We start from the raw sequence: 13,517 nt of genomic DNA on the forward strand, positions 1-13,517 counted from the left end.
CAGTGCAAACACCGGGCAGCCCTTTGGAGTTTATTGCCGTTCAGACTTTGGCAATCTGTCCGACGCTTGGGCCTCGCGCGTCAAAGATTTAACAAAGAGCTGATGATAGGCCAGAGCCACATCGGCCCATGTGGTCATGTCCTTGCGCAATGCGGATTGGCAGCGACGGGCAAAACTGTCGCGTTCTTTTGGATCGGCGAACAGAGCATTGATCCGAGCGGCCCAAGCTGCGGCGTTTCCGCTTGGCAAAAGGATACCTGTTTCGCCATCACGGATCGCGGAAGGGATCCCATCGGCATCCGCCGCAAGGCACAGCGCGCCATTGTACGTTGCCTCTTGAATTACCAATCCGAAACCCTCAAAGTCTCCTTCAACCTTCAGATTGGGCATGACGAAAAACTGGCTGTGTAGATAAATTTGGTTCAGCCGCGCGCGGGACAATGGGCCCATAAGGACGATCCGACCCTTCAACTCCGATCGTTTCGAAATGTCTTCCAGTTTGATGTAATCGGTCTCGGCACCGAGGGCATGGCAAATGCCCTGAAACAGAGTATCAGGCAAAAATTTACGCAGAAAACGCAAGGTAGGACCAGCGCCTGACACGGGGCCGACAACGGCGTAAATGACGCCGTCGGGGAGGTCTGGCAGCACCTTCTCTGCAAACCACGAAAACCCTTTACGCGGAACCGGTCTGCCGACGGATAAAAGAATAACCTGATTGCCCAAGTCTATGCCATGCTGATCTTTAAGCCATTTTGCGAATTCAGGATCTTTATCATCGGTCCAGTTCGTGTCGCAGGCGTTCAACACAACGCTCGCCTTTTCTTTAGGAACTCCGCGTTCAATACAGCCCTCGGCTGTTTCTGCACTAACTGCGATCACACCTTCAAAACGCTTTAGAAACGTGCGCACCCACCACTGAAACGGGCGCATTCCCAGATAGACGTCCAGCCCGTGAACGGTCAAAAAAATTTTCCGGCGCGAGATCAAAAATGGCGTGAGAAAAATGCCCATCAGACCATCATTCCCGTGGATAATGTCGATATCGCGATCTTTCAAAAGACGTAGCGCGACCCAAGGGATGACGATCAAAAAGAACAGCCAGACCGGATAGCGGCTGTTATAGGCGATCACACTTGCGTCGCCGATGTCTTGATAGTTGCGGGTCAACGCATAACTTTGTTGCTGCATGCCACCAAGGCTTGGCGGGTATTTATGCGTGACAAACAAAACTTTCGGCGCGTTGCGTTCCATCACGTTCCTCTGACCTATCAGTGCGTTTCTAACAGGCTTGCATAGACATTGCGCACCTGACGATACGCGGCGGCTTGAGTGAAGGCCGCACTTCGGGCGAGAGCCGCCTCCCCCATTTTCCGTCGCAGGTCTGAATGCTGCACCAGTTCCGATAGCCGACCGATCATTGCGTCGACATTGTCAGCGGGTTCGAGAAACCCGGTAACACCTGGTTCCACTAGCGATCGGCTGCCAGTGGCATCAGCGCAGACTGCAGGCAATGCCGAAGCCATAGCCTCCAGCGTGACATTGCCGAATGTCTCGGTGAGGCTTGCGAAAAAGAAAATATCGGATGACGCATAGGCGCAGGCCAAATCCTCACCCCCGAGAAAGCCAGTAAAGATTGCTTCCGGAAGCCGCGCTTTAAGGGATGTGCTTTCGGGGCCATCGCCGACAATGACGGTGCGGAAGGCCAGTCCGCGCTCTTTCAATCCATTCAGGGCATCAACCAAAACGTCCAGGTTTTTTTCGCGTACCAGTCGCGAGACAAACAAAACCACAATCTCGTCGGAACCAATCCCCAGCTCTTGCCGCCATTCGGTTGATCGCTTGACTGGGCTAAACAAATCAGGATTAACGCCTCTCCCCCACACCACGATGTCGCGACCATAGCCAGCCTGCTCGATGTCGTCCGCCATCGCTTGAGTGGGCGCACATAGCCGGTCGGCCTTGCTATAGAAGCTGCGTAAATATCGGGATGCGAGCGACAGGGCAAAGCCCGCACCATAGTAGTCGAAATATGTCTCATAGCGCGTGTGATAGGAGGCCAGCACCGGGAGGTTGTGCGCACGCGCATAACTCAATGCTCGCCAGCCCAGAATATCAGGCGCTGCGATGTGAATAAGGGTCGGTTGAAACGCATCAAGGCGTTTCTTTGCACTGCGCCCGAGCCCAATCGAGGCGCGATACTCCCGCCGCCCGGGCATAGGAATTGAGGGCACAGACACGAGCGTGCCGGCATGATCGAAAGCTGATTGCTTGGCTGTCGGGGCAAAGACGAGCACCTCGACCCCGTCGCGTTCCAGCTGATCCACAAGCCGGTTTAGCGTTACCGAGACACCATCAACAATATAGTCATAGACCCCCGAAAAGATTGCAAGACGCAGCGGTCTATGGCTAGATTCCAGTTGCGTTGAAGGTAAATCCAAATCGGGTCTCTTCGTCTGGATGCGGTGGTGGCAGTATGAAACGATACAAGTTGATAGGAGCCGAAACGGCCTTAGTAAAGCTCAAAGTCGCGCTTCTTTTTGTGATGCTTGGCGTCGCGTGCGCTTCGCCGGGCTTTGGGCAATCGCTTTGCGCGCCTCTGTATCCTGCGCCCAAAGATAAGGGCGCAGTTTTTTTCATCCAGCACTCGGGCAACTCCAACACGATCGTCTATGTGGCGAACCAGCTGGCGGATGGTAGGATTGACCCGGATGACCCGGTCGAAGGCTATTGGAGGTATCTTAGCGGAAGCGGACGCAAAGGGCCGCTCAGATTTTGGGAAAGTCAGATTGCCTATGGTGTGAACGTCAAACCGCTTACTGGCCAGCCAGGAAAGTTCACCGCAAATCTAAATGCTGCACCGAATATCGAGGTGCGTTTGGAACCCACTCCCACTGGGCAGGTGCGCGCGGTGATGCCGATTGCGGGCCGTGAGGCGCGGCTGGTCTGTATATTTGTTGAATGGCGCGAGGGGATTGGCGGAATACCGGATGTGATCCACGTTGATTTTCACGGGCTCACGCTGGTTGGCGCACAGCATATTATTCAGCGACTGCGTCGCTGATCCGCCTCATCTGGGTCAGGTAAAGCTGGCGGTGCCCACCCCATGCGCATTGATCTGGCAATCACAAAGTCAGTGAGCCAAACCGGAGCGAACTTTTGCAATCCTAAGAACAGACGCAATGGCCAAGGGAAGGTAATCTGCGCGGCCCCTTTTCGCACTTCATTTATGACCTTTTCCGCTGCGCGTTCTGGCGACCAGCAAAAGGGGCGCGGCATAGCAAGCGATTGGCTCATCGGTGTGTCGATGAAGCCTGGCCGAACGACTGTGACCCCCACGCCTTGAACCGCCAGCAAACGCCGCAACCCTTCGCCATAAATCTGCACCGCAGCTTTTGAAGCGCAATAGACCGGCGATTGGGGCACGCCAAGAGAGTCTTGAATAGACCCAATGATGACAATTTGGCCGCGCCCGCGCGCAACAATTCTTGGCGTGACTGGGATGACCGTGTTGATCACGCCAACTGTGTTAACCGAAAAGATATTTCGCGCCTGCGGCCCATCTTCACCAGTAGGCGGCGCAAGGGCCGCCGCGCCGCCTACTCCGGCATTTGCAATCAGAATATCAATCGGACGGGCACTATCGCTCTGCGCCAGCCAAGCCTCCATCGCGGCCGCATCGGTCACATCGAGAGTAACAGTATGCACTTCCGCGCCAGCGCTCTGGCAAGCTATGGCTACCTCTTCCAGCCGCGCGGTATTACGGCCCGCAAGCGAGAGCATTCTACCAGGACGCGCATAACCAATCGCCAAGGCTCGTCCGAGCCCGCTTGTCGCGCCAGTGATCACTATATGTTTAGGATCAGTTATTGGTGTTGCGCGTTTCATCCGGCTCGGGATCCATGATTGTTCCTGTTGATTTCATCCTGAACGCGTTGGTCATACCCATAAAGAAACAGGAGAGTACCGAAGGACAAGAAGAGCGGCCAAATCCAGACCGAGACAAACAAGAGTACGAGCCCGCTTTCGCCAAAGAGCGTCAATGTCGTCGTTCCCACATGAACGCCGTAACCGATGGCCGCGACAGCCAACAGGCGCATTGGCGCAGTCTTTGGTTTGAACATCGTCAGGGCCAGGCCAGCCCCAACCAGCGCCATCGCAATGCAAATCAACACATCAGCATACCGCTGCTGATAGGCCGCCTTAAACGATAACGCGTCCGGGATACCACCATCAGCCGTGGCGAGTTGTTTTAATGGCGTGAACGGCAAAAGGTGCGGATCGATGCCGATGTGGTCTGTCCAAACGGGGTCAAGCGGCACCTGCTCAGCAATTGAAGAAAAGAAGGATTCATCCGCACGCTCAAGCCAACTCCAGCCGTCGTCAGCCCATGAAAAGGACCATAGTTTACCGTTCTGAAATTCCCAACCTTCACCAGCAGGCAGCGCAGCGGCCTCATCAGCGGTGATTATTGCTTCCAATCTGCCAGTTGGTGCAATCCGGTAGACTACGACCTCTTTCAAAACCGGGCGAGGATCGAAGGCAACGCGTGCGTTAAACACGGTTCCCTCGGTTGCAAACCATTCCGACGCCACGGTTTCTGCACGACTGAACCCGACCCCATAGTTCCGGTAACCGGCCTCCGCCTGCGCTTGGGCCGAGTACGGGCGTGCAATGTTCACAGCGCCAAATTGCAACGCACCGATAACCACGCCAAAAATCAATGCGGGCATCACCGAATTAATTGGCGCGCGCCCGCTACTGAAGATCATCGACCGCTCATTGGATTTTGAGAGCGCGAATTCCGCCCAAAGTACGCCCATTATCGCGGCGACCGGCAACAGCTGCGGCAGGACAAACGCCGCGCGTAGGAGAACATAATGCAAGAGCACCCAAAGTCCATCGAGCCCCCCAGCGTCATCATTCAGCGATAAAACGCGCGTCATACGTCCGACCACATCTAGCGCGAGTATAATCGCTAGAACGATGCCGCTAAAAATCAGCGCGCGGCGAAAATAGAGCCCCGCGACATATGAGGTTTCGCGTCCGAACAGGGTTCTCATGGCCTGCCCAGCGCGCTTTTTCTGCTGATATCGAGATAAGTTGGCATTCATAATCTTGTGTCCAACGGTTGGATCAGGCCGCTCTCACGTCGGATAATGACGGCGATCAGTGCAATCCCGATGGCTGTCGCCACCGCGGCAATGCCGGTGAGCATGGTGAACATGCCTGCGCCAGTCAGCGATTGCACTAAAAAAGTTCCTAAAAACTGTGATGACAAAACCAGCGCGCCGGCCAGCGGCAGCGCATACAAGTAGGTCCGCGGCGTTGTTAGAGCCGCTGCTAACAACGCCACAAATGGCGCCACCAGGCAAAGTAGATCTCGCAGAAATCTTTCGGCCACTGTTGCCGCGGCATCCGCATCATTCGTCCCTGATCTGAGCAGTTCCAGATTGGTCTGGTCTAGGACGCGGCTTCGACGCGCAGGCAACTCGGCCGCCTCAGGCTCCCGGAATTGAATAAACATTTTCTCGGACAGTGTGATTTCTGCGGTCTCGGCTACGCATCCAGCGCAAGGCTCTGTGCTTTGAGATAACCCTTCATCGAAACTAAACTGATAAACGGCGACATCTCCCAAGATCAGACCGAGGCCAAGCTGTTCTTCGACTGGCGCTCGAAGACTGTGGTGGGCAGTAACAAACCGGATGGTGCCATCGTCGAGACGCTCATGAATGAACAATCCCCGGGCAGTTTTGTTGAACCGACCGGAATCGGCGAAAACCACATAATCGCCGATTGTATTGAACTCACCCGCGGCGATCCGTCCCTCACGCACAGCATCGTTTTTGATATCGAACAGGGTTTTCGCTAACTGGTAGCGGGCAAGTGGCTCGGCATAGCCCGAAATCAGATGCGAAACCAGAATAGCGCCAAATCCTATCGCGAAATTCAGTTGCAGAAGACCTTTGCACGAGAATCCCATACCTGCAAAACTTGCGAACTCCCCAAAGGCCCGCCGATTCATGATGACCAGATAACTGCCCAATAGGACCGCAAGTGGCAGGGCGATCACAAGCACCCCTGGAACAGTCAAAACGGTCAACGCGATAAAATTTCCAAGACCGGCCTGGTGTTCAATTATTTCGGGCAACAAATCGGCGACCACGACATTCGTCAAAAAGATCGCTTGCGCACCCAATAAGACGAAAAACGTTAGTCTGAACACTTCATAAGCAAACATCGCACGGTAGCGGCGCAGGATAGGGCCAGATACACGGCGGCTGATCAAAGCGTTCGTACTCAAAGTCAAAACGGCCGATGGCCCAAACGATGCTGAAACACCCTTCGCAATCTATAGGTTGCCAAATGTGGCCTGGGGCTGGGCCTAAATCCAACATCTAAGATCATCATCTTGCCACCTTCTTTGATTGCCGCATTATATCTCTATCGTCGGCTTGAAATCTACTTTAAAACCGGGAGCGATCAGTTACGGTGCGGTTTGCATCGAAGCCATTTTCGAAGAACGGGACCGGTCCGACGCAGATGCACCGCACAGAGACCCAATCTCAACCGGCCGCCGGTTCCTTGCAGATCTGCGACGTCAAAAAAGCGCTGCAGCAGCAGGATATCGTCCGTGGCGTCAGCATTGTGATTGAGCCTGGTCAAATTGTCGGACTTCTGGGGCCAAATGGTGCCGGTAAGTCAACTTTGATTGGTCTGATTGCGGGGGTCCAGTTGCCCGATTCAGGCAAAGTCGAAATTGATGGAGTCGACGCCACGAAACTGCCCCTTTATGCGCGTGCGCAACTTGGCGTAGCATATCTCCCTCAAGAAGCTTCCGTCTTTCGCGGATTATCGGTCGAAGACAATATACTTCTGTATCTTGAAGCAATCGAGTCTGATAGGGCTGAGATATCCAAACGCCTTGAAAGCCTACTGAATGAATTTGGCCTTACCAAGATTAGACGTCGCAAAGCGGCGGTTCTGTCGGGCGGTGAGCGTCGGCGCTGCGAGATCGCGCGGATGATCGCAGGCAATCCAAAATATGTGTTGCTTGACGAGCCCTTCGCCGGTGTCGATCCGCTTGCAATTTCTTCGGTGCAGCAAACCATAATCCGTCTAAAGGAGCTAGGCATGGGCGTCGTGATTTCTGATCACAATGTACGCGAGACGCTATCAATCGTCGATCATGCCAACATCATGCATGCGGGGGCGTTGCTGGCCCAAGGAACAGCAAAAGAGTTGATCAAAGATTTGAATGTTCAGAACTTATTTCTAGGCGATATTTTCAATCAATGACGACAGGGCAAATCACCATAGAACCCGTGGAAGGCGCAAAGGAGATGTCGGAGTTTCTGGCACTTCCGGCTCGGCTTTATCAATCATTTCCTGAGTATACTCCGCCGCTTATGCTTGACCGCCGCGGTGTGCTTGACCCCAAGAAGGCTCCATTTTTTGAGCACGGGGAAGCGCAATACTGGCTGGCGCGTCGCGAGGGTAAAACTGTTGGCCGGATTTCAGCGCAAATCGACCATGCGCAGCCCGGTGGCAATTTCGCTGAAGCAGGGCTCATTGGCTGCCTCGATACAATCGATGACGAACACGTTGTGCGCGCATTGATATCTGTAGCTGAGCAGGCCTTGCGGGAAAAGGGCTGTGCCTTTGCGATGGGGCCAATGACGCTATCGATGAATACCGAGCCGGGCCTGATGATACAGGGTCAGGACGAGCCGCCGATGATTGGCACGTCCTGGCACCCGACATATATCGAAGCCCATCTTGATGCCTGCGGATATCGCTATGCAAAGGATCTGCATTACTGGCGCATCGCCACAGATTCCGAAGCGTTTGAAGCCCTGCGCAACAAGCCCAAAATTCAAGGTCGCCTTAAGGGTTACACTGTCCGCAAGCTTGACCTCAAAAACATCACCAAGGAAACGCAGATCATCCGTGATGTCTATAACGACGCTTGGCAAAACAACTGGGGGTTCGTTCCGCTCACTGAGGCTGATCTCAATGCGATGTCAACGGATCTAAAACCCTTTCTGCGCCCAGAATGGGGTGCCATTATCGAACGCGATGGCAAAGCCTTCGGGGTCGCGGTTCTTATTCCCAACCTTTACGAAATCACCACTGATCTTGGCTCAAAGCCGTCCCCTTGGGGATGGGCCAAACTTCTGTGGCGCACCGCCTTTCACCGGTTCACATCCGGGCGGATCATTGTTCTGGGCGTGCGCTCAGAGATCAAGCACACGGTAGGCGGCGCTGTCGTGGCCATGGCGCTGGTTGAAAAACTGCTGGACGAGCTGACCACCTATCAGCCCCGCAGCGCATGGATCGAAGCAGGCTGGGTGCTCGAAGACAACGCAGCTTTGGTCCGGTTGCTGGAGCAATTCGGCTTTTCAAGGTCGCGGACCTTCCGTATCATGAAAAAGAATATTGCAGCAGAGGAGGCAGTGGAAGCACGTGACCGATAGTACAAACTCGGTGGCAACCTGGCCGGAAGATCTGGAGCCTGAAAAACTTGACCAGATCATCGCCATTATCGCCAAAGAAGGCATGGTCGACATAGAGTCCGTCACTCCCGGCGCCACATTGGAGTCTCTGAGCATCGCCTCGGTCGACGTGGTTTCAATTTTGATGGCCGTCGAAGAGGATCTGGGTATCTACGTTCCCATCGACAACGAATTGGCAGCCGCCAAAAACCTATCTGAATTTATCGCCAAAATCGCATCTCAAGGAGACGGTGAATCCGACACCGGATCACCGGCAGCCATTTGAGCCGGGTTGCGATTTCAGGAATTGGCGCGGTCAGTGCCGCCGGTATCGGCGCAGAGGCTTTGTGGCAGCTTGCGGTTTCCGGTAAAACGGCAGTCCGCGCGCACGAGCTTCCTGGCAACGAAATTCTCTCTGTTGGAATTTTTGGGGCGCTTGCAGATTTCGATCCCGCCGCAGATGCGGATGCTGCGATCCTGAAGCGTTGCGATCGGTATTCCCAATTTGCACATCTCGCGGCGCGTGAATCAGTGTCACAATCCGGCATTGATCCGGACCTTTTGAAGGGCCCCCGTACTGCCGTGTTCATCGGTTCTGGCATTGGCGGGATGACAACGCTTGATGCGGGCTATAATCAACTCCATTCCGGCAGACGCTTTATGGACCCGCTCAGTGTGCCGAAACTGATCCCAAGTTCAGCGACTGCTCATGTCAGCATCCAATACGGTGCACAGGGGCCCTCATTCGCGGTCTGTAGTGCCTGTTCGTCTGCCAGCCAGTCCATCGGGCTAGCAATGATGCTGATCCGCGCCGGCGTGGTTGACCGCGCCATCGCTGGCGGCAGCGAAGCTTGCCTGACGGTTCCGACGATCCGCGCATGGGAGTTGTTGCGTGTCTTGTCACCCGACGGATGCAAGCCATTTTCCAATACCCGAAATGGGACGGTTCTAGGCGAAGGTGCAGGCGTGGTGTTGCTTGAATCCGAAGCGTCGCTAGCCGAACGTGGCGGCGCACCAATTGGATGGCTGAACGGCTATGCAACGACGAGCGATGCCCGTGACATGTTGCAACCTGATGTCAACGGAGCCTCCGCTGCCATGCAAGGCGCGCTTGACGATGCGGGGCTTTCGGCACTCGACATTGATTATATTAACGCTCACGGGACGGGCACGGTTCTCAACGACGTGAATGAAGCAACCGCAATTCGCCGGGTGTTTGGTGATGCAACCGACAAGCTTTTGGTATCTTCGAGCAAATCCCAGACGGGCCATTTGCTCGGGGCGTCTGGTGGCGTGGAACTGGCTATCACACTCGCCGCTGTGCGCGAGCAAACCGTACCGCCCCATATCAATTGTCCTGAGCCTGATCCCAAATGCAACATCACGCTGGCCGCCGATTCACCCACGTCCCAGCCGATCCGATATGCATTGTCAAATTCCTTTGCCTTTGGCGGAATGAACGCTTCATTGATCCTGTCGGCACCAGACGCTTGAGAACGGACAAGCCCAATAAGAGCGAGAAAGTCGGCCCATTCCCGATTTGTATTACCGCGAAAAGTTTGACGACTTTTTGTGATGCAACAAGCTTAGGTAACAGCACTCTGGATCCCCGGGGGGCCATTCCTTTGTCTTACATTCCGACGCTTCTGGGACATGACACAGTCAAACCCGACTTGATCGAGGCTCTTAAGGCGCTCGGCCATGATGGTGCAGAAGAGGGACTTCTTCACCTACGTCAGGACGTGCAAATGAACCAAGAACTTATGCCCGATGAAGCCTATACAATGTGGCTTTCATGCCGTCGCAACGAGGCTGGGCTTGTTGTTATTTCTGGTGTCGTCAAAGACCGTGAAGCCAGGCTTGCTGCGAAGTTTGAAGCCGAGATGATGCGCGTTGCCGGGAAGGCAGTTATATGAGCGTCGCGCTGACTATCGGCAGCCACTTGCCACCAGAGAGGGTGGATGCGGTTTCGACCGAAGCCCTACTCCCATATTTGGATCATTCGAGCGATGACAACCCTTTGCACCGCGACCCGGCCGTTGCAATCGACGCCGGACTCGTTGGGGTTCCCATACCGGGCCAGCTTCTCCTTACAGTGATGGAACGCTATGTGAAATCCCGAATCGAAAGTTATGCGCTCAAACGCATAACGGTTCAGTTTGTTTCACCAGTCTTCACCGATCAGCCCTTCGATCTATCTGGGCGGGTAGTTGCACAACACGAAGCTGAAAGATTTTTGGTTTTGAGACTTCAAATGCACCAGAATGGGGAACGTTCTGTGGTTGGAGAGGCTAGGGTCTCGCGACCATAGGAGGGCAGCGCTCCGGTATTAACACCGAAGATCGCGCCCAGAATAAGCCAGTTGGAGCAATTCGTCCCTCCCTAATTTGCTGAGTGACGCCCGCACCGGCATCTGCAAACTGACCTACAATCCCGATATGCCCATACGACACCGCGCCCCATATTGATTGATATGGTAGTGCAAGCTGTGTACCCGGCGACGTCGGCGACAATTTTTGCGATAGCTTGGTACTGTTAGCGGCTCACCCACGGGAAAAGGTGGTGCTCAATCCGGAAGTTTAACCCACCAAAAAATACAAGACCAAAAACTGTTGCAAGGTGCGAAATAAGCCGTCCTGCTTAGCTGAAGAATGACTGCATCTGGCTGGCTGCCGCGTAAAATGAAAGCCGATGTGCAAAACGCTATATGACCAAGAGCCCCCTGCCCCTCAACAACAATGACTTTCGGACTCTCCCTTTCTGACGCTGCGACTATGGCCCCTTCAAGCTCTCCGCAGCAGTACTGGGGGGAATAGCGTCCATCGCAACGCCGTATTTAGCCCCTTGCATCAAGCCCGTTTGGCCGGTGCCAATAAGAACGGCTCTAACCCCGACACCATTGAGTGCCTTCGTAAGAAGTGGCGCTGTGGTTCGCTTCCCGATCGCGCAATCAGTGGCAAGCACAGCAATACGCAGAGCTGGCACAGAGGTCACAGAACCATCAAACAACCGAAAATCTTTGCTCGCCTTTGGTTTGCGTATGTCGCGTATTGTGACATTATTTGCCAAGGCGGCATTCGCCATTTCAATGTCATCGCTGAGATACTCGTGCAGGCCACTGACGATGTTCATGCCATGTGACATCGCATCCAAAATTACTGCGCGATCTTCGAGAGAGTACGCCGCTTGAGGGCGCCATTCCGTAGATCAGCTTTTGAGGCAAAGGCGATTGGTATTTTATGGCCTGCTGCAAATTTTCCAAAACGGGAATTTGGTTGGCAATACCGTCAAGAATTTGCCGCTGTCGTAACCTTGGTGTTTGCAATCGATGACCGATAGTATTTTGTAGTTTCTGAATGGCGCACGAGCCCATTGGCAGTTTTGCCGTCCACCTCAGCGAAATTGCCCTCGCAATACACAATTGCAGTCTCGGATTTATTCGTGGTTGCAGACAATGGGGCCCGAAGGCGGATTGGCGAATTAGTCAATTCCCTTGGCCTTCGTGTTTTGTTGTTACGGTTTTCGGATCGGAGTTCATGGATATTTCCTTTTTTGATCGAGATTTCCCGAACTCAGTGATCCAGGAACTGCCAGTGCCAGTTAAATGGGCGCACGGGAGTGTAGAATTGGTCTAATTACGGAGCACACATTGAGACTTTGAGCGATAGAAGTTCTTATTGCATTCCCACTGGTTCCCGGACCTATCGAGGTGAGCGTTCGATGGAAGCTCTATTGCAGTGCATTCGTTTCTTGATTCAGAATATCCGCGCTCACACCTCCGCCCATTTCCGTAACTCGCTTCATCAAAAATAGGCATTCCCAGGAACAGAAACCTTCGTACAGGCACCGTTTTCTTCAAAAAAGCCGCGATTACACGATCAAGGCAGGCCGAACCTAGAGTTGTTTAGAAACGCATTTTTGGGCACAGAAATAACGATGCAGGTGTTGCCGTTTGCTTCAAATCCGCGATCACATTTCCATGCGGTACCAACTATTGAATTTGTCAGATAGGCATTCTCGGGCAAGTTGATTTTCTCGCAAGATTTTCCAATTTTCTGAAAACCTCGGTGGCAAAACCAGCGCGTCCCAGGTGACCCAAGATAACCTTCATCTGGTGTAATCACTGGAACGCAGGACTGCCCTTCAACCTGGATATAGCCATGAAGACATTCCCATCCGGTCCCATAACTGCGGTTTGTCGCGTAGGCATTGTCAGGAATTGTAATGGCGACGCAGGTTTCTCCAGCAATCCGGTATCCCAGATCACATTCCCATCCATCACCATAACTTTTGGCGCTTGCGTTTTTCGGGATGTCAGCGGGATTTGATTGGGCAAAACTCTGTCTTCAGGTCCTTTGCCTGAATGGTTCCGAGCTTCGTTCGTTGTTTATTTTCCTACTCTCAAAGGTAATATTTTGCAATCAAAGTCTTTCTAGCGGCAATGAAATTGCTCTGACTTTTGGAAGAACAAGCCGTTGCAAATGTACCGTCAAAAATGAAAATTTTCGGCTGTAAAGTATAGGGCTTGTAATTGAATTAACGAATACCCACATGCTCAATGCATAGCTTCTTCCTTCGACCTCCTGTTTCTTATCGGCCAGCAGTTCTTATGACGACACTGGGCCAGGCCATTGCATTCTGTGAATGGCATTAATAGGAGACAACACGATGGCTAATGGCACCGTGAAATGGTTTAACACTCAAAAAGGCTTCGGTTTTATTGCACCTGAAAAAGGTTCAAAAGACGTTTTTGTCCATATTTCCGCGCTGGAGCGTGCTGGTTTGCAGCAATTGGATGACGGGCAAGCAGTGACCTACGACGTTGAAGCTGATCGCAACGGTCGAGAGTCTGCAAGCAATCTCGCGCTTGCATAAACTCTAGAGTTTGAATTCAGAACCAGAAGCTCTCTTTTGAGAGTCTCTGGTTCAACAAAAACGACAAGTATAGTGAGCGGATATTCTAGGTCGCTCTGATATTTGACTTCGATCCTATAAAAACCACAGAGTTTAAGAACTCATTCC

At 53.3% G+C, this 13,517-nt stretch carries 13 protein-coding genes and 1 pseudogene; 8 read left to right on the top strand and 6 right to left on the bottom strand.

All coding sequences use genetic code 11. The annotated features are described in order from the left end of the window. Positions 1-30: 30 nt before the first annotated feature. Positions 31-1,254: a glycosyltransferase family 4 protein gene (locus JXQ85_RS09300; protein WP_421748621.1), complete on the bottom strand. Its 1,224-nt coding sequence runs from the start codon at positions 1,252-1,254 to the stop codon at positions 31-33. Positions 1,255-1,271: 17 nt separating this feature from the next. After that, a complete protein-coding gene (locus JXQ85_RS09305) occupies positions 1,272-2,441 on the bottom strand; it encodes a glycosyltransferase family 4 protein (RefSeq protein WP_421748622.1) in 1,170 nt (389 codons plus the stop codon). Positions 2,442-2,476: 35 nt separating this feature from the next. Here JXQ85_RS09305 and JXQ85_RS09310 point away from each other — a divergent pair, with 35 nt between their 5' ends. Next, on the top strand, positions 2,477-3,064 hold the full coding sequence (locus JXQ85_RS09310) for a DUF4833 domain-containing protein (protein ID WP_421748623.1): 588 nt from the start codon (positions 2,477-2,479) through the stop codon (positions 3,062-3,064). Here JXQ85_RS09310 and JXQ85_RS09315 read toward each other — a convergent pair. From JXQ85_RS09315 to JXQ85_RS09325, 3 genes are read right to left on the bottom strand one after another with little or no spacing between them, the layout of a single operon-like run. Beyond that, the gene (locus JXQ85_RS09315) at positions 3,046-3,888 is read right to left on the bottom strand and encodes an SDR family NAD(P)-dependent oxidoreductase (protein ID WP_421748624.1); all 843 of its coding nucleotides are present in this window, start codon (positions 3,886-3,888) and stop codon (positions 3,046-3,048) included. The two genes, JXQ85_RS09310 and JXQ85_RS09315, sit on opposite strands and share 19 nt — an antisense overlap. Then, complete coding sequence (locus tag JXQ85_RS09320; protein ID WP_421748625.1) at positions 3,885-5,114, bottom strand: LptF/LptG family permease; 1,230 nt, start codon at positions 5,112-5,114, stop codon at positions 3,885-3,887. The genes JXQ85_RS09315 and JXQ85_RS09320 overlap by 4 nt, the downstream gene beginning before the upstream one ends. Further along, complete coding sequence (locus JXQ85_RS09325; protein ID WP_421748626.1) at positions 5,111-6,304, bottom strand: LptF/LptG family permease; 1,194 nt, start codon at positions 6,302-6,304, stop codon at positions 5,111-5,113. Before JXQ85_RS09325 ends, JXQ85_RS09320 begins: the two co-directional genes overlap by 4 nt. A 188-nt stretch (positions 6,305-6,492) precedes the next feature. Here JXQ85_RS09325 and lptB point away from each other — a divergent pair, with 188 nt between their 5' ends. From lptB to JXQ85_RS09355, 6 genes are all read left to right on the top strand, one after another. Beyond that, positions 6,493-7,299 (top strand): LPS export ABC transporter ATP-binding protein, encoded by an 807-nt coding sequence (gene lptB / locus JXQ85_RS09330; RefSeq protein ID WP_421748627.1) that lies wholly within the window; start codon positions 6,493-6,495, stop codon positions 7,297-7,299. Then, positions 7,296-8,477, top strand: coding sequence for a hypothetical protein (locus JXQ85_RS09335; protein ID WP_421748628.1), 1,182 nt, complete (start codon positions 7,296-7,298; stop codon positions 8,475-8,477). Before lptB ends, JXQ85_RS09335 begins: the two co-directional genes overlap by 4 nt. Further along, complete coding sequence (locus JXQ85_RS09340) at positions 8,467-8,781, top strand: acyl carrier protein (protein ID WP_421748629.1); 315 nt, start codon at positions 8,467-8,469, stop codon at positions 8,779-8,781. Before JXQ85_RS09335 ends, JXQ85_RS09340 begins: the two co-directional genes overlap by 11 nt. Next, positions 8,778-9,989 carry a beta-ketoacyl-[acyl-carrier-protein] synthase family protein gene (locus tag JXQ85_RS09345; RefSeq protein WP_421748630.1) on the top strand — a complete coding sequence of 404 codons (1,212 nt, stop codon included), beginning with the start codon at positions 8,778-8,780 and terminating at the stop codon, positions 9,987-9,989. The genes JXQ85_RS09340 and JXQ85_RS09345 overlap by 4 nt, the downstream gene beginning before the upstream one ends. A 131-nt stretch (positions 9,990-10,120) precedes the next feature. Beyond that, on the top strand, positions 10,121-10,411 hold the full coding sequence (locus tag JXQ85_RS09350; RefSeq protein ID WP_421748631.1) for a hypothetical protein: 291 nt from the start codon (positions 10,121-10,123) through the stop codon (positions 10,409-10,411). Continuing rightward, positions 10,408-10,806: a MaoC/PaaZ C-terminal domain-containing protein gene (locus JXQ85_RS09355; protein ID WP_421748632.1), complete on the top strand. Its 399-nt coding sequence runs from the start codon at positions 10,408-10,410 to the stop codon at positions 10,804-10,806. Before JXQ85_RS09350 ends, JXQ85_RS09355 begins: the two co-directional genes overlap by 4 nt. A gap of 255 nt (positions 10,807-11,061) precedes the next feature. On the opposite strand, the pseudogene JXQ85_RS09360 reads toward JXQ85_RS09355, so the two are convergent. Further along, positions 11,062-11,639: pseudogene (locus JXQ85_RS09360) on the bottom strand (DUF1611 domain-containing protein). 1,524 nt (positions 11,640-13,163) lie between these two features. Between JXQ85_RS09360 and JXQ85_RS09365 the strand changes: the two are divergent. Next, positions 13,164-13,370, top strand: coding sequence for a cold-shock protein (locus JXQ85_RS09365; protein ID WP_421748633.1), 207 nt, complete (start codon positions 13,164-13,166; stop codon positions 13,368-13,370). The last annotated feature ends 147 nt before the right edge of the window (positions 13,371-13,517 follow it).

Origin of the sequence: Cognatishimia sp. (assembly GCF_049116455.1) — a bacterium.
Classification (GTDB): domain Bacteria; phylum Pseudomonadota; class Alphaproteobacteria; order Rhodobacterales; family Rhodobacteraceae; genus Cognatishimia.

Coding starts and splice junctions, on each gene's coding strand:
- JXQ85_RS09300 (WP_421748621.1), bottom strand. CDS start 1,254: ATGGAACGCAACGCGCCGAAAGTTTTGTTTGTCACGCATAAATACCCG.
- JXQ85_RS09310 (WP_421748623.1), top strand. CDS start 2,477: ATGAAACGATACAAGTTGATAGGAGCCGAAACGGCCTTAGTAAAGCTC.
- JXQ85_RS09315 (WP_421748624.1), bottom strand. CDS start 3,888: ATGAAACGCGCAACACCAATAACTGATCCTAAACATATAGTGATCACT.
- JXQ85_RS09320 (WP_421748625.1), bottom strand. CDS start 5,114: ATGAATGCCAACTTATCTCGATATCAGCAGAAAAAGCGCGCTGGGCAG.
- JXQ85_RS09335 (WP_421748628.1), top strand. CDS start 7,296: ATGACGACAGGGCAAATCACCATAGAACCCGTGGAAGGCGCAAAGGAG.
- JXQ85_RS09355 (WP_421748632.1), top strand. CDS start 10,408: ATGAGCGTCGCGCTGACTATCGGCAGCCACTTGCCACCAGAGAGGGTG.
- JXQ85_RS09365 (WP_421748633.1), top strand. CDS start 13,164: ATGGCTAATGGCACCGTGAAATGGTTTAACACTCAAAAAGGCTTCGGT.